This window comes from Oceanicola sp. 22II-s10i (genome assembly GCF_002210105.1).
Taxonomy (GTDB): domain Bacteria; phylum Pseudomonadota; class Alphaproteobacteria; order Rhodobacterales; family Rhodobacteraceae; genus Pseudooceanicola.
Genome location: NZ_AQQU01000001.1, coordinates 47,907 through 67,652, shown reverse-complemented (window position 1 = coordinate 67,652; position 19,746 = coordinate 47,907). Strand labels below are relative to the sequence as shown.

The 19,746-nt window shown below is 68.2% G+C and carries 21 protein-coding genes; 16 read left to right on the top strand and 5 right to left on the bottom strand.

The genetic code is table 11. The annotated features are described in order from the left end of the window. Positions 1–12 precede the first annotated feature (12 nt). The 9 genes from ATO6_RS00360 (at position 13) to ATO6_RS00320 (ending at position 10,684) form a co-directional block, all read left to right on the top strand. Entirely contained in the window at positions 13–963 is a 951-nt protein-coding gene (locus ATO6_RS00360; RefSeq protein WP_088621975.1) for an ABC transporter permease, read from the top strand. A 24-nt stretch (positions 964–987) separates the two neighbouring features. Then, positions 988–1,983 (top strand): ABC transporter ATP-binding protein, encoded by a 996-nt coding sequence (locus tag ATO6_RS00355; protein ID WP_088623342.1) that lies wholly within the window; start codon positions 988–990, stop codon positions 1,981–1,983. Beyond that, the gene (locus tag ATO6_RS00350) at positions 1,976–2,965 is read left to right on the top strand and encodes an ABC transporter ATP-binding protein (protein ID WP_088621974.1); all 990 of its coding nucleotides are present in this window, start codon (positions 1,976–1,978) and stop codon (positions 2,963–2,965) included. Before ATO6_RS00355 ends, ATO6_RS00350 begins: the two co-directional genes overlap by 8 nt. 157 nt (positions 2,966–3,122) lie before the next feature. Continuing rightward, positions 3,123–3,914, top strand: a complete 792-nt coding sequence (locus ATO6_RS00345; protein WP_088621973.1) for a uracil-DNA glycosylase family protein — start codon at positions 3,123–3,125, stop codon at positions 3,912–3,914. Continuing rightward, positions 3,911–4,489 carry a hypothetical protein gene (locus ATO6_RS00340; protein ID WP_088621972.1) on the top strand — a complete coding sequence of 193 codons (579 nt, stop codon included), beginning with the start codon at positions 3,911–3,913 and terminating at the stop codon, positions 4,487–4,489. Before ATO6_RS00345 ends, ATO6_RS00340 begins: the two co-directional genes overlap by 4 nt. Before the next feature lie 7 nt (positions 4,490–4,496). Further along, positions 4,497–5,120 (top strand): LysE family translocator, encoded by a 624-nt coding sequence (locus tag ATO6_RS00335; RefSeq protein ID WP_176440779.1) that lies wholly within the window; start codon positions 4,497–4,499, stop codon positions 5,118–5,120. A gap of 10 nt (positions 5,121–5,130) precedes the next feature. Then, complete coding sequence (moaB, locus tag ATO6_RS00330) at positions 5,131–5,670, top strand: molybdenum cofactor biosynthesis protein B (RefSeq protein ID WP_088621971.1); 540 nt, start codon at positions 5,131–5,133, stop codon at positions 5,668–5,670. A gap of 127 nt (positions 5,671–5,797) precedes the next feature. Continuing rightward, complete coding sequence (locus tag ATO6_RS00325; protein ID WP_088621970.1) at positions 5,798–7,270, top strand: efflux RND transporter periplasmic adaptor subunit; 1,473 nt, start codon at positions 5,798–5,800, stop codon at positions 7,268–7,270. A gap of 3 nt (positions 7,271–7,273) precedes the next feature. Continuing rightward, positions 7,274–10,684, top strand: a complete 3,411-nt coding sequence (locus ATO6_RS00320; protein ID WP_088621969.1) for an efflux RND transporter permease subunit — start codon at positions 7,274–7,276, stop codon at positions 10,682–10,684. Positions 10,685–10,688: 4 nt separating this feature from the next. Here ATO6_RS00320 and ATO6_RS00315 read toward each other — a convergent pair whose 3' ends face one another. Beyond that, positions 10,689–11,498 carry a protein-disulfide reductase DsbD domain-containing protein gene (locus ATO6_RS00315; RefSeq protein ID WP_088621968.1) on the bottom strand — a complete coding sequence of 270 codons (810 nt, stop codon included), beginning with the start codon at positions 11,496–11,498 and terminating at the stop codon, positions 10,689–10,691. Positions 11,499–11,669: 171 nt separating this feature from the next. Here ATO6_RS00315 and ATO6_RS00310 point away from each other — a divergent pair, with 171 nt between their 5' ends. Next, positions 11,670–12,236 (top strand): YqgE/AlgH family protein, encoded by a 567-nt coding sequence (locus ATO6_RS00310; RefSeq protein WP_254919035.1) that lies wholly within the window; start codon positions 11,670–11,672, stop codon positions 12,234–12,236. A 3-nt stretch (positions 12,237–12,239) separates the two neighbouring features. Here ATO6_RS00310 and ATO6_RS00305 read toward each other — a convergent pair whose 3' ends face one another. Further along, positions 12,240–13,184 carry an L-threonylcarbamoyladenylate synthase gene (locus ATO6_RS00305; protein ID WP_088621967.1) on the bottom strand — a complete coding sequence of 315 codons (945 nt, stop codon included), beginning with the start codon at positions 13,182–13,184 and terminating at the stop codon, positions 12,240–12,242. A 138-nt stretch (positions 13,185–13,322) separates the two neighbouring features. On the opposite strand from ATO6_RS00305, the gene ATO6_RS00300 reads away from it, so the two are divergent. The 5 genes from ATO6_RS00300 to ATO6_RS00280 all read left to right on the top strand — a co-directional run bounded on the left by ATO6_RS00300 (position 13,323) and on the right by ATO6_RS00280 (position 17,431). After that, the gene (locus ATO6_RS00300; RefSeq protein ID WP_088621966.1) at positions 13,323–15,038 is read left to right on the top strand and encodes an acyl-CoA dehydrogenase; all 1,716 of its coding nucleotides are present in this window, start codon (positions 13,323–13,325) and stop codon (positions 15,036–15,038) included. Further along, on the top strand, positions 15,038–16,087 hold the full coding sequence (locus ATO6_RS00295; RefSeq protein WP_088621965.1) for an MBL fold metallo-hydrolase: 1,050 nt from the start codon (positions 15,038–15,040) through the stop codon (positions 16,085–16,087). The genes ATO6_RS00300 and ATO6_RS00295 overlap by 1 nt, the downstream gene beginning before the upstream one ends. Beyond that, a complete protein-coding gene (locus ATO6_RS00290) occupies positions 16,084–16,551 on the top strand; it encodes a DUF6173 family protein (protein ID WP_088621964.1) in 468 nt (155 codons plus the stop codon). Before ATO6_RS00295 ends, ATO6_RS00290 begins: the two co-directional genes overlap by 4 nt. Before the next feature lie 102 nt (positions 16,552–16,653). Further along, entirely contained in the window at positions 16,654–16,788 is a 135-nt protein-coding gene (locus ATO6_RS00285) for an aa3-type cytochrome c oxidase subunit IV (protein ID WP_088621963.1), read from the top strand. 34 nt (positions 16,789–16,822) lie between these two features. Beyond that, positions 16,823–17,431, top strand: coding sequence for a hypothetical protein (locus ATO6_RS00280; RefSeq protein ID WP_254919034.1), 609 nt, complete (start codon positions 16,823–16,825; stop codon positions 17,429–17,431). A gap of 3 nt (positions 17,432–17,434) precedes the next feature. On the opposite strand, the gene ATO6_RS00275 is transcribed toward ATO6_RS00280, so the two are convergent. Beyond that, positions 17,435–17,761, bottom strand: coding sequence for an AzlD domain-containing protein (locus ATO6_RS00275; protein ID WP_088621962.1), 327 nt, complete (start codon positions 17,759–17,761; stop codon positions 17,435–17,437). Further along, positions 17,758–18,486: an AzlC family ABC transporter permease gene (locus ATO6_RS00270; protein WP_088621961.1), complete on the bottom strand. Its 729-nt coding sequence runs from the start codon at positions 18,484–18,486 to the stop codon at positions 17,758–17,760. The genes ATO6_RS00275 and ATO6_RS00270 overlap by 4 nt, the downstream gene beginning before the upstream one ends. 102 nt (positions 18,487–18,588) lie before the next feature. Here ATO6_RS00270 and mobA point away from each other — a divergent pair, with 102 nt between their 5' ends. Continuing rightward, entirely contained in the window at positions 18,589–19,191 is a 603-nt protein-coding gene (mobA, locus tag ATO6_RS00265; protein WP_088621960.1) for a molybdenum cofactor guanylyltransferase MobA, read from the top strand. Here the strand turns inward: mobA and ATO6_RS00260 are convergent. Continuing rightward, positions 19,188–19,664, bottom strand: a complete 477-nt coding sequence (locus ATO6_RS00260; protein WP_088621959.1) for a lytic transglycosylase domain-containing protein — start codon at positions 19,662–19,664, stop codon at positions 19,188–19,190. The two genes, mobA and ATO6_RS00260, sit on opposite strands and share 4 nt — an antisense overlap. Positions 19,665–19,746: the final 82 nt, after the last annotated feature.

The window sequence follows — 19,746 nt, the reverse complement described above, 5'->3', positions numbered from 1 at the left end:
TCGGAGCGCCAGATGACACCTGAAACCCCGGTTTCCGAACCCAAGACCCCCGGTCGGCTTTACCGTGCCTGGGACAGCGATCTGGCCTATGCGTTCCGCACCGCGCCAGTGGCCATCGTTGCGACGGTCGTGGTCCTGATCGTCGTGGTCTGTTCCGTCTTCGCGCCCCTGATCGCGCCGATGAATCCCTACAACCCGGCCGCCCTGAATCTCATGAACGGTTTCACTCCGCCGATGGAGCCGAACGCCTTCACGGGCGAGGTCTTCCTGCTTGGTACGGACGGACAGGGCCGCGACATGCTGTCGACGATCATGTACGGCACGCGCACTTCGCTGTTCGTGGGCGCGATGGCGGTGCTTTTCGCGATGGTCATGGGGATCTCGATCGGTCTGTTCGCAGGGTGGCGGGGCGGATGGGTGGACAGCGCCCTGATGCGCATCGCGGATGTGCAGCTTGCCTTTCCGGCGATCCTGATCGCGCTTCTGGTCTTCGGCATCGCGCGGGGCTTCATCCCGGATGCATTGCGCGACCAGCTTGCCATCTGGGTGCTGATCGTCGCTATCGGCCTGTCGGACTGGGTGCAGTTCGCCCGCGTCGTGCGGGGCGCGTCCATGGTCGAGAAGAACAAGGAATACGTACAGGCCGCCCGCGTGATCGGGGCGCATCCGCTCAAGATCATGTTCCGCCACATCCTGCCCAACGTGATGGGGCCCGTCCTGGTGATCGCCACCATCAGTCTCGCGCTGGCCATCATCGCCGAGGCAACCCTGTCCTTCCTCGGCGTCGGCGTGCCACCGACGCAGCCCAGTCTCGGGACGCTGATCCGGGTCGGGCAGGGCTTCCTGATTTCCGGCGAGTGGTGGATCCTCCTGTTCCCCGCCATTACCCTCCTGGCGCTGGCCCTGTCGGTCAATCTGCTGGGTGACTGGTTGCGCGACGCGCTGAACCCCCGCCTGCGATAAGAGAGGCCAGAGATGACCGGTGCGATGACCGACCCGCTGCTTTCCGTCCGCGATCTCGTGGTCGAATTCCCCACCCGGCGCGGGACACTGCGCGCGCTGGACAGGGTGAGTTTCGACATCATGCCGGGCGAGGTGCTGGGAATGGTCGGTGAATCCGGGGCGGGCAAGTCGATCACCGGAGCCTCGATCATCGGCCTGATCGAACCGCCGGGCCGCATAGCGGGCGGCGAAATCCGTCTGAAGGGCGAACGGATCGACAATCTGCGCCCCGAGGCGATGCGCAAGGTGCGGGGCCGTCGGATCGGTATGGTCTTTCAGGACCCGCTGACCTCGCTGAACCCGCTCTACACCGTGGCGCAGCAGCTGATCGAAACGATCCGCACCCATATGGACGTGTCGGAAGCCGAGGCGCGAAAACGCGCGGTGGCCCTGCTGGACCGTGTCGGCATCCCCGCCGCCGCGCGCCGGATCGACGACTATCCCCATCATTTCTCGGGCGGGATGCGGCAACGGGTGGTGATCGCTCTCGCCCTCTGCGCCGAACCGGAGCTGGTGATCGCGGATGAACCGACGACTGCTCTGGACGTCTCTGTCCAGTCGCAGATCATCGAAGTGCTCAAGGACATCTGCGCCGAACGGGGCGCGGCCGTCATGCTGATTACACATGATATGGGCGTCATCGCGGAAACCGCCGACCGTGTGGCGGTGCTCTATGCGGGACGGATGGCCGAAATCGGACCGGTCCGCGAGGTCATCACCGATGCGCTGCATCCCTACACGGCCGGGCTTATGGGCTCCATCCCGACGCTGACTCAGGAAAGCGACAGGCTGGTCCAGATTCCCGGCGCGATGCCGCGGCTGCATGCCATCCCGCCGGGCTGCGCCTTCAACCCGCGCTGCGAAAAGGCGTTCGCGCCATGCCGGGAAACCCGGCCCGAACTGATGGATCGGGGGAACGGACGCGAGGTCGCCTGCTGGCTCTACGACACCGTGGCGACCGGAGGAATGCGCAATGCCTGAGCCGCTGCTGAAGATCGAGGGCCTGACCCGCCGCTTCGACGTGTCCAGACCCTGGCTCAACCGGGTGATCGAGCGCGACGAGAAGCAATACCTGACCGCCAATGCCGATGTCAGTTTCGAGATCGCGCGGGGCGAGACCTTTGCCCTGGTCGGCGAGAGCGGTTCGGGCAAGTCGACCATCGCCAAGATGGTCGTGGGCCTGCTGCCGCCGTCTGCCGGCACGATCACCTTCGACGGCCAGCGGATCGACGCGGGGGCGGGTGTACCGCGCAGCCTGCGCCGTCGTTTCCAGATGATCTTTCAGGATCCCTTCGCCAGTCTCAATCCGCGCTGGCGTGTTGGCGAGATCATATCCGAGCCGATCCGCACCTTCGGCCTGATGAATGCCACCGATGCCCGCGCCGAAGCCGCGCGCCTGCTGGAGGTCGTGGGCCTGTCGGCCTCGGACGTGATGAAGTATCCGCACGAATTCTCGGGCGGACAGCGGCAGCGGATCGCGATTGCGCGTGCATTGTCGTCGAAACCCGAGTTCATCGTCTGCGACGAGCCGACGTCGGCGCTGGACGTGTCCGTGCAGGCACAGATCCTGAACCTGATGCGCGACCTGCAGGACGAATTCGGCCTGACCTACCTGTTGATCAGTCACGACCTTTCCGTGGTGCGGCACATGGCGACACGCATCGGGGTGCTCTACCTCGGGCGTCTGGTCGAGGTCGCGCAGGGGCGGCGGCTGTTTTCGGAGCCGCAGCATCCCTACACGCGGATGCTGCTGGATGCGGTCCCGGATCTCGCCCTGTCGGGACGTCGCCGCCGCCCGGTCGAGGGCGAGATCCCCAATCCGATTTCACCGCCGCCCGGCTGCGCTTTTCACCCGCGCTGTCCGTTGGCGTTCGACCGCTGCCGGCAGGAGATCCCTCTGCCCAGGCCGACGCCGGCCGGTCAGGCCGCCTGTCACGCGTTGGCCGAAGTGGCACCGGCCTGACGAAGGTCGGCAGGCCCCGGTCGGGTCCTGCGTCGCAGGCATGTGTGCTGCGGCCCCCGTGGCCCATGGCCCCGAAGCCGCATGAGTGATCCGGGCGAGATGAAGCATGGAACCCGTCACGGTTTCCGGCGGTCGCGCGGGGCTGTAGGGTGGAGCGATGGAATCGGCACTCGACTGGCACAGGGCGAAGGCACTGCTGGAATGGCAAGTGGAACTCGGCGCGACCGAGGCGATTCTGGATGCGCCTGTGGACCGCTTTGCACTGGCCAAGGTGCAGGATCGTCCGGGCAAGGCGGCACGCGCGGCTGCGGCGCAGGTGGCGGAGCCGGTTCGCGAGCGGAACGAGGTCGATGCGGTCGAGGTGGCGCGGGCTGTTGCAGGCGCGGCAAAGGACCGCGAGGGGCTGAAGGCTGCGCTGGCCGCTTACGAGCATTGCGAGCTGAAGCTGGGGGCGAAGACCCTCGTGTTCTCGGACGGCAATCCGGCGGCGCGGGTGATGATCATCGGCGAGGCGCCGGGGCGGGACGAGGACCGGATCGGTCGGCCCTTCGTCGGGCGCGCCGGGCAGTTGCTGGACCGGATGCTGGCCGCGATCGGGCTGGACCGCGAGGCGCAGGAGCCCGAACGCGCGGTCTACATCACCAACGTGATGCCGTGGCGGCCGCCGCAGAACCGCGACCCGGAGCCGGGCGAAATCGCCATGATGCTGCCCTTCGTGCAACGGCACGTGGCGCTGGTGGACCCGGATGTCATCATCCTGATGGGCAACATCTCGTGCCAGGCGGGGCTGGGGCAGCGGGGGATCCTGAAACTGCGGGGCAACTGGGCCGAGGCCTATGGCAAGCCGGCGCTGCCGATGACCCATCCGGCCTACCTGCTGCGGCAGCCGTTGGCCAAGCGCGAGGCATGGGCCGATCTGCTGAGCCTGAAGGCGAGGCTGGGCGGATGAGGGCGCCTGTCGCGGTCTTGCTGTGCTGCATCGCGGGGCCGGGGGCGGCGTTCGACATCGACTACGCGGCGGTGATGGCCGCGCACGAGGCAGAGGTCGAGGATCTGGGCGACGGCAAGCGGATGCTGGTGCTGCCCCAGGGGCCGGTGCGGATCATCGAGATGCCGGACGGCGCAGGCGGGGTCCGCTACAGCGCGATGGACGAAAGTCCCGTGGGCTCGGCCGGGTGCATGCTGGGCGTTCTGGTGGATCTCGTCGCGGGGGCCCGTCTCTGCGAGGGGATGCTGGAGCCCGATGCGGTGGAACGGCTGGAACTGGCTTTGCTGCGTTCCGCGCGCTTCGTCGGCGTGAACGCGGTGCCGCCGGTGCCCGAGGACCAGATCGCCGAACGGGCCGGGGCGCTGGTGGCGCGGGCTGTCGAGCGGTATCGCGAGGGCATGGCCTGTCCCGGCGATCCCGGTGCCGATCCGACCGGCGCCTCGCTGGCGCGGCAGGCCTCCGGCCCGACATTCCAGCAATTCCAGTCCGCGATGCACGAGGTGCCGCGCCTGCCCGTGCCCACCCCCTGTTTCTGAGGCCCCGATGCTGCCCGTCGATCCGATCGTCCTGCTTGCCTTCCTGCCCGCGGGGCTTGCCCTGAACCTCACCCCCGGCGCGGACATGATGTTCTGCGTGGGGCAGGGCCTCAGGCGCGGGCCGGGCCCGGCTTGGGCGGCGAGCGGTGGCATCGCGCTCGGGGCGTTCATCCACGGGCTCGTGGCGGGGCTGGGGCTGGGCGCGCTGGTGGCGGCGCATCCGGGGCTGTTCGACGTGATCCGCTGGGTCGGGGTGGCCTACCTGCTGTGGCTGGCCGTGACCTCGTTGCGGGCGAAGGCGCCCGACGCGGTGGACACGCGGGGGGCACGGCATGCGTTCAGGGACGGCCTGCTGGTGAACCTGACCAATCCCAAGGTGATCCTGTTCACGCTGGCCTTCGTGCCGCAGTTCGTGGACATCGCACGCGGGCAGGTGCTGGCGCAGTTCCTGACCTTCGCGCTGATGCTCTCGATCGGCGGGTTCATCATCAACGGGCTGGCCGGCGCCTTTGCCGCCGGTGTCGGCAAGCGGATGGCGACCTCGGACAGCGTGTCGCGTTGGCTTGGCCGGGCCAGCGCGGGGATATTCGCGGCGCTGGCGCTGCGGCTGGCGCTGACCGAACGCGCCTGAGGAGGCGAAGATGGCGATCGACGACACGAAACCCTTCATCCCGGTGCGGATCGCGGTGCTGACCGTGTCCGACACCCGCACGCTGGGCGACGACCGGTCGGGCGACACGCTGGTGCAGCGGATCGCCGACGCGGGCCATGTTCTGGCCGCGCGGGACATCCTGCCGGACGAGCGCGATACGATCGCGGCGAAGCTCAGGGATTGGATCGCGGATGACGGCATCGACGCGATCCTCAGCACCGGCGGCACCGGGCTGACGGGGCGCGACGTGACGGTCGAGGCGCATCGCGACGTCTACGAGAAGGAGATCGAGGCCTTCGCCACGGTCTTTACCATCGTGTCGATGAACAAGATCGGCACCAGCGCCGTGCAGTCCCGCGCGACGGGCGGCGTGGCGGGGGGCACCTACCTCTTCGCGCTGCCCGGCAGCCCCGGCGCATGTCGCGACGCATGGGACGAAATCCTCGCCGCGCAGTTCGATTACCGGCACCGGCCCTGCAACTTCGTCGAGATCATGCCGCGGCTCGACGAACATCTGCGACGGAAGTAGCGCCGTATCACGTATAACCCTGCAATGGACCGTCCCCTGCGCCGCTGACGGGCTTGTCACTTGGCCGTGGCGCGGGGTGCGGTCTATCCTGTGATGCCCCTGCGGGGACGTGTAAGGAGCCGTGCCGATGAGATTCCTGCGAAACAGCCTGACCGGGTTGTTCCTGCTGTCCGTGACCCTTGGCCTGATGGTCTATGCCGGGGCCACGGTGTTCGGCGCGGTCTCGTCGCGGCTGTCGCAGGAACCGCGCACCCCGTCCGCGCGCGAGCGGGTCTTTGCCGTCAACGTGGTGGCGGCCGATCCCGGCACGATCACCCCGGTCCTCAGCGCCTTCGGCCAGATCCAGAGCCGCCGGACGCTGGACATCCGCGCCTCGGCCGCCGGTTCGGTGATGGAACTCAACGAGGATTTCGAGGACGGCGGCGCGGTGGAGGCGGGCGAGGTGCTGATGCGTCTCGATCCGGTCAATGCCGAGGCGGCGCTGGCCCGTGCGCGGGCCGATCTGAGCGATGCCGAGGCCGAGGGGCGCGACGCGGCGCGGGCGCTGGTCATCGCGCAGGACACCCTGACGGCGGCCGAGGAACAGGCGGCTCTCAGGGACCGGGCGTTCCGGCGGCAGGCCGACCTGCGCGACCGCGGCGTCGGCACCGAGGCGCTGGTGGAGACGGCCGAACTGGCCGCCGCCGCGTCGCGGCAGTCCGTGTTGTCCGCACGGTCGGCGCTGGCCAATGCCGAGGCGCGGGTGGATCAGGCGGCGACCGCGCTATCGCGGGCCGAACTGGCGCGGGACGAGGCGCAGCGCGATCTGGATGACACCACGCTCACCGCCGAATTCGCGGGGACGCTGAGCGGGGTAACGGTGGTCGAGGGGCGGCTGGTTTCAGCCAGCGAGATGCTGGGGCAACTGGTCGATCCGGACTCGCTCGAAGTGGCGTTCCGGGTATCGACTGCGCAATATGCCCGGCTGCTGGACGTGGACGGGCGGTTGCGCCAGGTGCCGGTGACCGTGACGCTGGACGTGCAGGGGATCGGGCTGAGCGCCGGTGGCACCGTCAGCCGCGCCGGTGCGGCAGTCGGCGAGGGACAGGTCGGGCGGTTGATCTATGCGCGGCTGGACCGCGCGCCGGGGCTGAAGCCGGGCGATTTCGTCACCGTGACGACCGAGGAACCGGCGCTGACAGATGTCGTGCGCCTGCCCGCCACGGCCATTGACGCGGCCGAGACGGTGCTGGTGGTCGGCGCGGACGAGCGGCTGGAGGTGCTGCAGGTCGAACTGCTGCGCAGGCAGGGGGACGACGTGATCGTCACGGGCGACGACCTTGGCGGGCGCAACGTGGTGCGCGAACGCTCGCCGCTGCTCGGCGCAGGGATCAAGGTGCGTATCCTGAACACGCCCGACGCCGAGCAGACCGCCGCCGCCGCGCCACAGGCCCCCGCGATGGTCGAACTGACGCCCGAGCGGCGGGCCCGCATCCGTGCCTTTGTCGAAGGAGCGCAGAGGATGCCGCAGGAGATGAAGGCGCGCATCCTCGCGCAGCTGGACGAACCGATGGTGCCCGCCCAGATGGTCGAGCGCATCGAAGCACGGATGGGGGGCTGATCCATGCGCACGATGCCGAATGCCGCGGGCGGGATCCTGTCCTATTTCACCCGTCACCGGACGGCCGCCAACCTGCTGCTGGTGATCCTGCTGGCACTCGGGATGCTGGCCGCGCCGCGGATGCGGGCGCAGTTCTTTCCCGATGTGATCATCAACGACATCAGCGTCAGCGTGGTCTGGCAGGGCGCCGGGGCCGAGGACATCGACGGTGCGATCGTCCAGCTGCTGGAACCGGCGCTGCTGGCGGTCGAGGGGGTCGAAAGCTCGGACTCCCGCTCGCGCGAAGGGCGGGCGACGATCTCGCTCGAATTCGAGCCGGACTGGGACATGGGCCGTGCGGTCGACGACGTGTCGGCGGCGCTCGACGCGGTGAACAACCTGCCCGAGGATGCCGAGGAGCCCGAGGTCCGGCGCGGGGGCTGGCGGGACCGGGTGACCGACGTGGTCATCACCGGCCCGGTCGGCACCGATCAGCTGGCACGCTTCGCAGACGAATTCGTCACCCGGCTGTTCGCCGAAGGCGTGACGCGCACGACGATCCGGGGCGTCTCGGCCCCCGAAACGGTGGTCGAGGTGCCATCGGTCAGCATGATGACGCATGGCGTGACCATGTCCGAGATCTCCGAGGCCATCGCGGCCGAAGCGGACGCCGACCCGGCGGGCGACGTGACCGGCGCCAATGCGCGGGTGCGCACCGGGGTCGAGAAACGCTCGGCCGACCAGATCGCGGCGATCCCACTGCGGCTGAACCCGGACGGATCCGAGCTGACCATCGGCGACGTCGCGACCGTCAGGGTCGAGGGCGTGGACCGGGGCCGGACCTATTTCGTGGGCGAGAACCCCGCGATTTCCATCCGGGTCGACCGGACCGACCGGGGCGATGCCATCGGCATCCAGAACACGGTCGAACGGGTCGCAGCCGAGCTTCAGGCGACGCTGCCGGAAGGCACGACCGTCGATCTGATCCGCACGCGGGCCGAGGCGATCACCGGCCGGCTGGACATCCTGCTGGACAACGGGCTGGTCGGGCTTGGGCTGGTCGTCGTGCTGCTGTTCCTGTTCCTGAACGCGCGCACCGCGCTCTGGGTCGCGGCAGGGATCCCGGTGTCGATGCTGGCGGCCATCGCGTTGATGTATGCCTTCGGTCTGACGCTGAACATGATCTCTCTCTTCGCGCTGATCATCACGCTGGGGATCGTGGTGGACGATGCCATCGTCGTGGGCGAACACGCGGACGCACGGTATCGCAAGCTGAACGAACATCCCGTGGTCGCAGCGGAATCCGCCGCGCAGCGGATGGCGATGCCGGTGTTCAGCGCCACGCTGACCACGGTCATCGCCTTCTTCGGCCTGACCTTCGTCGGCGGCCGCTTTGGCGAGATGATCCAGGACATTCCGTTCACGGTGATCGTGGTGCTGATCGCCTCGCTCGTCGAATGCTTCCTGATCCTGCCCAACCACATGAGCCACGCGCTGGCCCATGCGGGCACCCGGCACTGGTACGACCTGCCGTCGCGGGTGGTGAACCGCGGGTTCGTCTGGATCCGCCGCCGCCTGTTCCGGCCCTTCGTCGGCTGGATCGTCCGGCTGCGTTATCCGGTGCTGGGCGGGGTCTTCGTCGTGCTGGCCTCGCAGATCGCCCCGGTGATCGACGGCACGATCCCCTGGCGGTTCTTCAACGCGCCGGAACAGGCGTCGATTTCCGGCAACTTCGCGATGGCGCCGGGGGCGACACGGGCGGACACCATCGAGATGATGCGCGAGATGCAGCGCGCGACCGACGAGGTGGCGGCGCGGTACGAGGCGGAACATGGCCGCAACCCGATATCCTACGTCATCGCCGAGATCGGCGGGAACACGGGCCGGGCGCTGGCCAGTTCGGAATCGAAAGAGCCCGATCAGCTCGGCTCCATCGCGATCGAGCTGATCGACCCCGACCTGAGGCCCTATTCCTCGTTCCAGTTCGTCGCCGATCTGCAGGAGGCCGTGCAGCAGCATCCCATGGCCGAAGAGGTGTCCTTCCGTGGCTGGCGCTCCGGGCCCGGCGGCGACTCGCTCGACGTGCAGTTCTACGGGGCGAACTCGTCGACGCTGAAGGCCGCGGCCGAGGCGCTGAAGACGGCGCTGGCGCGGTTCCCCGAGGTCTCGGCGGTCGAGGATTCGCTGGCCTACGACAAGGAAGAGCTGATCCTCGACCTGACCCCGCAGGGCCGCGCGCTCGGTTTCACCATCGACACGCTGGGCCGGGTGCTGCGACAGCGGCTGAACGGGATCGAGGCGGCGACCTATCCCGATGGGCCGCGCTCGGCCACCATCCGGGTGGAACTGCCCGAGAACGAACTGACCGCCGATTTCCTCGACCGGACGCAGATGCGGACGCCGTCGGGCATCTACGTGCCGCTGGCGGACATTGTCCGCGTCGAACGGCAGTCGGGCTTTTCCACCATCCAGCGCGAGAACGGGCTGCGGGTGATTTCCGTCACCGGCGACATATCGGAAGACGATCCAGCCCGCGCGTCGGAGATCATGCAGAGCCTGCAGGACGAGATCCTGCCGGCCATCGCCAGCGAACAGCAGGTGGAATGGCGGATGAGCGGTCTGTCGGAACAGGAGCGGGAGTTCCTGTCCGACGCCACGCTGGGCCTGATGATGGTGATCCTCGGCATCTACCTCGTGCTGTCCTGGGTCTTTGCCTCGTGGACGCGGCCGCTTGTCGTGATGGCGATCATTCCCTTCGGGCTGGTCGGGGCGATATGGGGGCACGGTTTGTGGGACACCCCGTTGTCGATGTTCACGGTGGTCGGCCTGCTGGGGATGACCGGGATCATCATCAACGACTCGATCGTTCTGGTGACGACCATCGACGAATACGCGGCCGACCGGGGGCTGATTCCGTCGATCATCGACGGCACGGCGGACCGCCTGCGCCCCGTGCTGCTGACCACGCTGACGACCGTGCTGGGCCTCGCCCCTTTGCTCTACGAAGGGTCAAGCCAGGCCGAGTTCCTGAAGCCCACGGTCATCACGCTGTGCTACGGGCTCGGCTTCGGCATGATCCTCGTGCTGGTCATAGTGCCCGCGCTGATCGCGGTGCAGGCGGACGTTCAGAGCAAGACGCGCGCCTTCCGCCGCGCCACCCGCGCCCCGCGCGAAGGCCGGGGCCTGCGCGGCCTGACGCGGGCGGCGGGGCTGGTGATGCTTGCGTGGATGGCGGCGACGATGGGCGTCACGGTGGTGACCGGGGCGCTGCCGGGCTGGATCACCGCGCTTGCGCCCGGACTGGCCGGAGCCGCGCCGCTCGGCGCCGCGCTGATGGTGTTCCTTGCCGGGATGGCCGTGGTCGTGGTCGCGGTCTACGCGATCGGTGCGGTCAGCATGATGCGGGGACGCCGGCGGCTGGCGGCGGGGGCCTGAGGGCTCAGCCGCCGCAGCCGCTGATCTCGACCGCGTGGTCGCGGCCGAGGACGGTGATCGTCAGGCCCGACCGGTCCAGCGCGAAACTGCCGCCCGCGCTGTGCATGATCTCGGTCCGGGCGACGACACGATTGCCCTGACGGACGGTTTCGGCATCCGCGACCCAGAGGCCGGGATCGTTCGATTCCACGACGATCGTTTCACGGCCACCGGCACTCGGCATCGCGATGTCGACCGACAGCCCGATGCCGCGCTGGCCGGGGGTCAGGTGGCATTCGACCTTGCCGACCTTCGCCTCGCGCGCGGAATAGGGACGGTCCGCCATCGCGGCGGCGATGGCTGGATCGCGCCCGCCGCCCTGCGCGGGCAATGTGCCCGAGATCCGCAAGTCCAGCGGCACGCAGACGTCTTCGCAGATACCGAGGCTGACATCCCCGTCCAGCCGGATCGGCTGACCGGCCCGTGCGGGCGTCAGCACCAGCGGCAGCACCACGCGCCCGTGATAGCCGATCGACCGCAGGCCGTTCTGGTCAAAGACCGTCGGCCGGGGCCAGACGACCTGCACGGCGGAAAGATTGTCCGAGCCGGACCAGTCGAAGATCGGCGGCACGCCCGCTTCGCCGGGGCTGCGCCAGTAGGTTTTCCACCCCTTGGTCAGGGTCAGTTCCAGACCGGCCACGTGCCGCCCGTCCGCGCCGCGCCAGCCCGGCAGGATGCGGGCCGAGACGTTGTTCTCATACGGGTTCGCCAGCGCTGCGGGGGCAAGCGGCAGGGCCAGTGCGAGGGCAGGGATCAGGCGCGACAGATATGACATCCCTTTCAGATGCGGGGTGCGGGCGCTTTTGCCAACTCACATTCGGCTGAACGGCCCGCCGCGTCGCGCATTCGTGACGGGCCTGTCACAATCCGCCCCGGCTCCTTGCAGCAGATGCCTTTTGACGTCATCTTGTCGGCGAACGTTGCAGGCACCCATGGGAGCTTTGGATTGCAGTCCGCCATCGACCTGACCGGCAAGCTGTTGATCGCCATGCCGGGCATGATGGACTCCCGGTTCACATCGGCCGTGGTGTTTCTCTGTGCGCATTCCGATGAGGGGGCCATGGGGCTCATGGTCAACCGGCCGTCCGCCGGGGTCCGCCTGTGTGACCTGTTCGAACAGCTCAACATCGAGTGCGAGAGCGGGGCGGGCGAACAGCATGTCCTGTCCGGAGGCCCGGTCGAGGAAGAGCGCGGCTTCGTCCTGCATTCGCCCGACTACACCTCGGCCATCTCGACGCTGAAGGTCACGCAGGAGCTGTCGATGACCGCCACGATGGACGTAATGGAGGACATCGCGGCGGATCGCGGCCCGGCGCGGACGCTGGTCACGCTGGGCTATTGCGGCTGGGGCGCGGGGCAGCTGGAAAGCGAACTGGCGATGAACGCATGGCTGACCGCCGAGGCCTCGGCGGGGCTGATCTTTGACACCGCGATCTCGGGCAGGTGGGAGGCCGCGCTCAGGACGCTGGGGATTTCCCCGGCGCTGCTGTCCTCGGCGGCGGGCCGGGCCTGAGGCCTAGTTCCGCGGCGCGGCGGCGCGGCGCAGGCGGTCGTTGATCGCAGCGCCGAGACCCTCCTCCGGGACGGGGGCGACAGCGATGGCTTCGGCGGTGTCGAACAGGTGCAGCATGCGGAACAGGTTCGCCGCCGCTTCGGCCAGATCGCCGCTTTCCGACAGGCTGGTATCGCCGGGCACGGGGCCGAAGCCGATCATGACCTCGCCGTCCTCCGGCGCCGTCGCGTTCAGACGGACCCGCCCGCGCGGGGCATAGTGCGACAGCAACTGGCCGGGCGAGGTGATCTTGCCGCCTGCTTCCGGCGGCAGGGGCCGTTCGCCCAGAACCCCCGCGATGTCCTCCGCCGTGATGCCGCCGGGGCGCAGCAGACGCGCGCGGCCGGTCTCGTCGAAGCCCACGATGGTCGATTCCAGCCCGACGCCGCAGGGGCCGTCGTCCAGCACCGCGCCGATCCGGCCGTCGAGACCGGCCAGGACGTGATCCGCCGCCGTCGGGCTGATCCGGCCGGAGGGATTGGCCGAGGGCGCAGCCACCGGACCGCCGAACTTTGTCAGCAGCGCCTGCGCGGCGGGATGGGCCGGGACGCGGATGCCGACGGTGCCCAGACCCGCCGTGACCAGCGGGGCGATTCCCGCGTCGGGGCGAAGCGGCAGGACCAGCGTCAGCGGGCCGGGCCAGAACGCCTCGGCCAGCCGCGCCGCAGTGCCGGTCAGCGCGACGTGACGCTCGGCCAGATCGCGGTTGGCGACGTGGACGATCAGCGGATTGAACTGCGGCCGCCCCTTGGCCGCGAAGATGCCCGCAACCGCCTGGTCGTTCCGCGCATCGGCGCCGAGGCCATAGACCGTCTCGGTCGGGAAGGCGACCAGCGCACCGTCACCGAGCAGCGCGGCGGCGCGGGCGATCCCGTCCGGATCGGCGGTCAGTCTGAGGGTCTTGGACATCGGGTTCGGTTCCGCCGTGATGACGCCGCGTTCCGGTTGCTGGCGGCAGCTTGACGCATAGGTTAGGTGCGGCAGCTATGGATAAGGACAGGGTCGCATGCCATGTCTGGCATCCGTGTTTCAAGGGAGGATCGTTTCATGCCGTACCGTGCGCCCGTTTCCGAGTTCCGTTTCATCCTCGACCACGTGGTCGATCTGGCGCAGGTTGCCGCCACCGAACGATTTTCCGAGGCGACACCCGAAACGGTCGAAGCGATCCTGACAGAGGCGGGCCGGATGTTCGAGGACGTCTTCGCGCCGCTGAACCGTAACGGCGATCTGCACCCGGCCAAGCTGGAAAACGGGGTTGTCCGCACCTCCAAGGGCTTTTCCGACGGCTATCAGGCGCTGGTCGACGGCGGCTGGCTCGGCCTGTCCGCACCGGCCGAGTTCGGCGGCATGGACCTGCCCCATACCCTGACCACGGCGTTCAACGACATGGCCTCGGCCTCCTGCCTGTCGCTTGGCCTGAACCCGCTGCTCAGCCAGGGCCAGATCGAGGCGCTGGAGGCACATGCGCCCGACTGGATGAAGGAGCTCTACCTGCCCAAGCTGATCTCGGGCGAGTGGACCGGGACGATGAACCTGACCGAATCGCAGGCCGGCTCCGACGTCGGCGCGCTGCGCACCAAGGCCGAGCCGAACGGCGACGGGACCTACGCGGTCACGGGACAGAAAATCTACATCTCGTGGGGCGATCACGATTTCGGCGGCAACGTCTGCCACCTCGTCCTTGCCCGTCTGCCCGACGCGGCCCCCGGCACGCGCGGCATCAGCCTGTTCATGGTGCCCAAGTTCATCCCCGACGAGGACGGAAACCTCGGCGAAGCCAACTCGCTGCGCGTCGTCAGCCTTGAGCACAAGATGGGCCTGCACGGCTCTCCGACCTGCGTGATGCAGTTCGACGGTGCGAAGGGCTGGCTGGTCGGGCAGGAGCACAAGGGCATGGCCGCGATGTTCACCATGATGAACAACGCGCGCCTTGGTGTCGGCGTGCAGGGGATCGGCGCGGCGGACGGGGCCTATCAGCATGCGCTGGCCTATGCGCTGGATCGCAAGCAGGGCAAGACCCCGGTCGAGGGCTCCGGCGCGATCGTGGATCACGCGGATGTCCGCCGGATGCTGCTGACGATGAAGGCCGATCTCTTCGCCTCGCGCTGCATCGCGCTGGCCAATGCCGTGGCCGTCGACATGCAAAAGGCGGGCGCCGGGGCCGAATGGACGACGCGCGCCGCCGTGCTGACGCCGATCACCAAGGCCTTCGGGACCGAGGTCGGGATGCGCGTGGCGGAACTGGGCGTGCAGGTGCACGGCGGCATGGGCTTCATCGAGGAAACCGGCGCGGCGCAGTACAGCCGCGATGTCCGCGTCACCGCGATCTACGAAGGCACCAACGGCATTCAGGCGATGGATCTTGTCGGGCGCAAGATGATGGACGGCGGCGAAGGCATCTATGCCCTGCTCGACGAGATCGAGGAAACCGCCGAGGCGGCACGCGCGAATCTCCCCGAGATGGGTAGGGCGCTGTGGCAGGCCGCCGAGTCGCTGCGCGAGACGAGCGAGTGGATGGTCGCCCAGACCGACATGAATGTGCGTTTTGCAGGCGCGGTGCCTTATCTTATGGCATTCGCGCGGGTGCTGGGTGGTCATTTCCACCTGAAAGCCGCTATGCAGGAGGCCGAGGACGGGCCGCGCCGGAAACTCGCGCGGTTCTACATCGACCGGCTGCTGCCGGACCACACCGGGCTTCTGGCCCAGGCCATGGCGGGTGCCGCAGACCTCTATGCGCTCTCGCCCGAGGAACTGACTGCATGATGGACGGCACCGCCGCTTCGCTCCGCTACCCGCTGGAAACACCGCCCGAACCCGACCAGGCCATCGAGATCGCCGAAGGCGTCCTGTGGCTGCGGGTTCCGATGCCCACGGTCCTGAACCACGTCAACGTCTACGCGCTGGACGATGGCGACAAGGGCTGGACCATCATCGACAGCGGGCCGCATCGCCCGCAGACCGTCGAACAATGGGAGGCCCTGATGAAGGGCCCGTTGAAGGGCAGGCCGGTCTGGCGCGTTCTGATCACGCACCACCACCCGGACCACGTCGGCATGCTGGGCTGGTTCATGGAGCGGGGGGCGGAACACTGGACGTCCCGCGTGTCCTACCTGCTGTCGCGGATGCTGGTGCTGGACGTCGAGACCGAGGCGACGCCGCAGACCATCGCCTACTGGAAGACTGCGGGCATGCCGCCCGAGATGATCGCCAAGCGCAGCAAGCAGCGGCCGATGAACTTTGCCGACATCGTCCACCCGATCCCGCCCGGCTTTGTCCGGCTGCAGGAGGGCGAGACGGTCGAGGCCGGGGGCCGGACATGGGACGTGCGCCTCGGCGGCGGTCATGCGCCGGAACACATCACGCTGTGGTCCCGCGACTGCAATCTCGTCATCGGTGGCGACCAGCTGCTGCCGTCGATCTCGCCCAACGTGGGCGTGCAGGCGGCCGAGCCGTTCGCCGACCCGCTGGCCGATTGGCTGGAAGCCTGCGAGCGGCTTTCGACCTATGCACGCGAGGACCAGTTCGTGCTGCCCGGTCACAAGCTGCCCTATTACGGCCTGCCGACCCGCCTGAACCAGCTGATCGTGAACCATCACCACGGTCTGGACCGGCTGGTGGACTACATCGCGGAGCCCAAGACGGTGGTCGAATGCTTCCCGCCGCTGTTCAAACGGCAGATCGTCGAGGAGATCTATCACCTCGCCATGATCGAGGCCTACGCCCACCTCAACCACCTGATGTACGAGGGCCGCGCGACCCGCACACTGCGTGAGGACGGCGCCTATCTGTGGCAGGCGGTGCCGGGCAAATGACCGGTGATATCCGAACCTCGGCAGAAGTGGCCGAGGAATACGCCCTGCCGCGCCGGTTCGAGACGCATTCGGACCCCGAGGCCGGATGCGACGCGCCCGAACAGCTGGTGCCCAAGCCGGTGGAATCGAAAAGCCCGGCGGAATGGGCCTATGAGCGGCTGATCATCTACATCCAGAACTTCGAAAAGCAGCTGGACGCGGAGCACGAGGTCGCTATCGGACTGACCGGATCCGAAGTGGGCGTGCTGCGGATCGAGGGGATGGGCTATTTCGATCCCGACATCGTGACCTTCTACGGGACCGATACGGACGGGCTGAAGACGCAGCTGATCCAGCATGTCAGCCAGCTGAACGTGATGCTGCGGGCCCTGCCGCGGGCGCCGGATGCGCCTGTGCACCGGATCGGGTTCCGGCTGGCGGCCGATCTGGAAAAACAGGCCCGCGCCGAACCGGCCGAAGACTGAGGCGCGGGCGCGTCCTTTTGTGCGCATCCTCGGTCGTGACACACCTTTCGAAATGGGCTAATCAGCCCGTGACTGTCGAGATTCATCAGGGAAGACACTGACATGGCCGAACACAAGCATGGCGAAATGGACATGAGCGCGCAGGAAAAGACCTTCGCCGGTTTCATGAAGGCCGTGAACATCGTCGTGGTTCTGGTGATCTTCATCCTGCTCTTCATGGCTGTCTTCAACAGCTGATCCGAAGACCGGTCTTAGGGACAGGGGCTTTCCGATGCTGCGTTTCCTTCTCGCCGCACTGGCGCTGATCACGCTTGCCGCATGCGCCGGCGAAGGGGAACGCCGTGGCTCAGCCTCGCCCGAAGAGGTCTCGCGCGCGGTTTACCGGCATGGCGGCACGCCGTCGCTGACACTCTACACGATCGTGTCGAACTCCAGCGGATCGGGCGGCCACACCGCGCTGCACATCAACGCCTCGCAGAGCGTGATCTTCGATCCCGCCGGGTCGTTCCACCACCCCAAGACCCCGCGCCGGGGCGATGTGCTGTACGGCATCACGCCCGCTTTCGTGCGCGGCTATGAATCCATGCACGCCCGCGAAACCTATCACGTCGTCGCGCAGCGCATCACCGTGTCGCCAGAGGTCGCGGAGCGGGCGTTGCAGCTGGCGCTGACCAACGGGGCGGTCGGACAGGCACAGTGCGCCTCGGCCACCTCGGCCCTGCTGCGGCAGCTGCCGGGGTTCGAGGGCATCGCGCAGACGATGTATCCGGTGACGCTGCAGAAAAGCTTTCAGTCCATCACCGGGGTGCAGGGGCGGCGATACTACGAAGACGCCGCGCCGCCGGCCGGGGTCATGTCGCTCTCCGCGCCCGCGTTCTGAGCCTCAGCCCAGAAACGCCATCAATCCGAACAGCGTGGCCGCCCCGGCGGCAATCCCGGCGAAGATGTTGCGCGTCAGGATGCCGACGCCAAGCGTGGCGAAGGTCGCGCCAAGCCGGGCGGGATCCGGTTCGCCCCCGGTCGCGGCGGGCCACAGGACCAGCGGCGCGACCAGCGCGGGCAACACGGACACCGCCGTGTAGCGCAGGTGCCGCAGCAGCCACTCGGGCATCTGTTTGTTCCCCACGACGCCCAGAAAGACGAAGCGCAGGCCAAAGCTGCCGATGGCCAGCAGGACGATCACCACCCACAGTTCCACATGGTCGATCATGCCTCGGCCTCCTTGGGGGCAGCGCGGTGCCCGTCACGCCATTTCTCGGTCGCGGCCCCGGCCATCATCCCGGCGATACCGGACACCAGAAGCCCGAGGTTCAGCGGCATCCACGTCAGCAGCAGCGCGCAGGTCACTGCGGTAAAGCAGGCTGCCAGATGCGGGAGAGAGCGCAGCATCGGCGCGATCATCGCGATGAAGGTGATCGGCATGGCGAAGTCGAGCCCGAATTCGGGGGGAATGGCCTCTCCGATCATGGCGCCGACGATGGTGAAGACATACCAGAACGGACAGACCGGCGACATCACCCCGAAGAAATAGGCGATCCGCATCGGCACCGTCCATTCGGGGTTCTTTTCATAGGCCACGATGGAACAGGCATAGGTCTGGTCGACGGTGAAATAGGCGGCGATCGCGCGTTGCCAGAACGGCGCCGCCCCGATCCATGGCGTCAGCGACGCGGAATACATCGCCATCCGCAGGTTGACCGCCAGTGCGGAGACCAGCGCGATGACAACCGGCGCGTCGTTCTGCAGCAGTTGCAGCGCGGTGAACTGCGCCGCCCCGGCGATGACGGCGACCGAAAAGGCCAGCGCTTCGAACACGTTCAGACCGGCTTCGGTCGCGACGACGCCGAACAGCAGGGCAAATGGCGATACGACCAGAAAGAACGGCGCGCCGTCCCGGAAGCCCTTCCAGTAGGCGGATTTGACGGTGGAGGTCATGAGGGATTGTCCGTATGGATCCTGCCGGACACCTACCCGGAGGGACAGGAGGATGCAATTGCAGCACCGCGTTTGCCGGAGCCCCGCCGGGCGGGGGACGGAATGAAGGCGCCCGCGGGCGTGATCCTTGCCGGGGGGCAGGGGCGGCGGATGGGCGGGGCCGACAAGGCAGCGCTGCGGCTTGGCGGCCGCGCGCTGATCGACCACGTCGCGGACCGGTTCCTGCCGCAGGTCGATCCCGCGGCGATCAGCGCGAATGGCGATCCGGGCCGGTTCGCGCGCTTCGGCCTGCCGGTTCTGGCGGACGGCCCGGACGAGGGACTGGGTCCGCTGGCCGGGGTTCTCGCGGGGCTGGACTGGGCGGCGGGGGCAGGGGCCGACACGGTCGTCACCGTCTCGGTCGACACGCCGTTCCTGCCGCAGGACCTGGTGCCGCGCCTGCTGATGGTGACCGAGGGAATGACCGCCCCTCTGGCGGTGGCGGCGGGACCGGACGGCATCCATCCGACCTGCGCCCTGTGGCCGGTGGCGATCCGGGAAGACCTGCGCGCCGCGTTGCGGCAGGGCGTCCGGCGGATCGGAGCATGGGCCGAGGAAATGGGCGCGCGCCGGGCCTTCTTTCCGGATGGCGAGACGGCGTTCCTGAACCTGAACCGGCCCGACGACATCGCGCGGGCCGAGGCGCTGCTGGCCGGCGGGGCTTAGGCCAGCCCGACCTCTTTCAGCATCCCGCGCCGCTTGGCTTCGTAATAGTAGCCGCGCGCGTACCATTGCACCGCGCGGTCATAGCTGCCGTCGGCCAGCAGCCACGCGCCGCGCAGGTAACGCACCGCGTAGCGCAGGTTGGTGTCGGCGTCGTACAGCTGCTCGGGGCTGCCCCGGAACCCCATCGACCGGGCCGTCGCCGGAAGGATCTGCATCAGCCCGTAGTAGGGGCCGTTCCGCGCGCCGGGGCGGTGTGTGCTTTCGCGCACGATGACCCGCTGGACCAGCTGCACCGGCACGTCGTTCTCCTCGGCGTGCTTGATGATCAGCCGCCGCAGCGCGGGCGTTTCGTTCGGATAGAGCGGCGCGGCGAGCAGCGCCTTCTCTTCGCGCTTCTCCTGCCGACCGGCGCAGGCGGCGAGCGGCGTGCTGAGGGCGGCGATGACGAAGGTGCGGCGGGTGAGACGGCTCATGATGGGGTCCGGACTGTTGATCGCCGGACCGGATATCTCAAAGCAGAGATTCCGGCAAATGGTCCTTGGGACGCACCGGCAA

Coding starts and splice junctions, on each gene's coding strand:
- ATO6_RS00325 (WP_088621970.1), top strand. CDS start 5,798: ATGAGATTCCTGCGAAACAGCCTGACCGGGTTGTTCCTGCTGTCCGTG.
- moaB (WP_088621971.1), top strand. CDS start 5,131: ATGGCGATCGACGACACGAAACCCTTCATCCCGGTGCGGATCGCGGTG.
- ATO6_RS00360 (WP_088621975.1), top strand. CDS start 13: ATGACACCTGAAACCCCGGTTTCCGAACCCAAGACCCCCGGTCGGCTT.
- ATO6_RS00320 (WP_088621969.1), top strand. CDS start 7,274: ATGCGCACGATGCCGAATGCCGCGGGCGGGATCCTGTCCTATTTCACC.
- ATO6_RS00355 (WP_088623342.1), top strand. CDS start 988: ATGACCGACCCGCTGCTTTCCGTCCGCGATCTCGTGGTCGAATTCCCC.
- ATO6_RS00300 (WP_088621966.1), top strand. CDS start 13,323: ATGCCGTACCGTGCGCCCGTTTCCGAGTTCCGTTTCATCCTCGACCAC.
- ATO6_RS00280 (WP_254919034.1), top strand. CDS start 16,823: ATGCTGCGTTTCCTTCTCGCCGCACTGGCGCTGATCACGCTTGCCGCA.
- ATO6_RS00335 (WP_176440779.1), top strand. CDS start 4,497: ATGCTGCCCGTCGATCCGATCGTCCTGCTTGCCTTCCTGCCCGCGGGG.
- ATO6_RS00350 (WP_088621974.1), top strand. CDS start 1,976: ATGCCTGAGCCGCTGCTGAAGATCGAGGGCCTGACCCGCCGCTTCGAC.
- ATO6_RS00290 (WP_088621964.1), top strand. CDS start 16,084: ATGACCGGTGATATCCGAACCTCGGCAGAAGTGGCCGAGGAATACGCC.
- ATO6_RS00270 (WP_088621961.1), bottom strand. CDS start 18,486: ATGACCTCCACCGTCAAATCCGCCTACTGGAAGGGCTTCCGGGACGGC.
- ATO6_RS00305 (WP_088621967.1), bottom strand. CDS start 13,184: ATGTCCAAGACCCTCAGACTGACCGCCGATCCGGACGGGATCGCCCGC.
- ATO6_RS00315 (WP_088621968.1), bottom strand. CDS start 11,498: ATGTCATATCTGTCGCGCCTGATCCCTGCCCTCGCACTGGCCCTGCCG.
- mobA (WP_088621960.1), top strand. CDS start 18,589: ATGAAGGCGCCCGCGGGCGTGATCCTTGCCGGGGGGCAGGGGCGGCGG.
- ATO6_RS00260 (WP_088621959.1), bottom strand. CDS start 19,664: ATGAGCCGTCTCACCCGCCGCACCTTCGTCATCGCCGCCCTCAGCACG.
- ATO6_RS00345 (WP_088621973.1), top strand. CDS start 3,123: ATGGAATCGGCACTCGACTGGCACAGGGCGAAGGCACTGCTGGAATGG.
- ATO6_RS00295 (WP_088621965.1), top strand. CDS start 15,038: ATGGACGGCACCGCCGCTTCGCTCCGCTACCCGCTGGAAACACCGCCC.
- ATO6_RS00275 (WP_088621962.1), bottom strand. CDS start 17,761: ATGATCGACCATGTGGAACTGTGGGTGGTGATCGTCCTGCTGGCCATC.
- ATO6_RS00285 (WP_088621963.1), top strand. CDS start 16,654: ATGGCCGAACACAAGCATGGCGAAATGGACATGAGCGCGCAGGAAAAG.
- ATO6_RS00340 (WP_088621972.1), top strand. CDS start 3,911: ATGAGGGCGCCTGTCGCGGTCTTGCTGTGCTGCATCGCGGGGCCGGGG.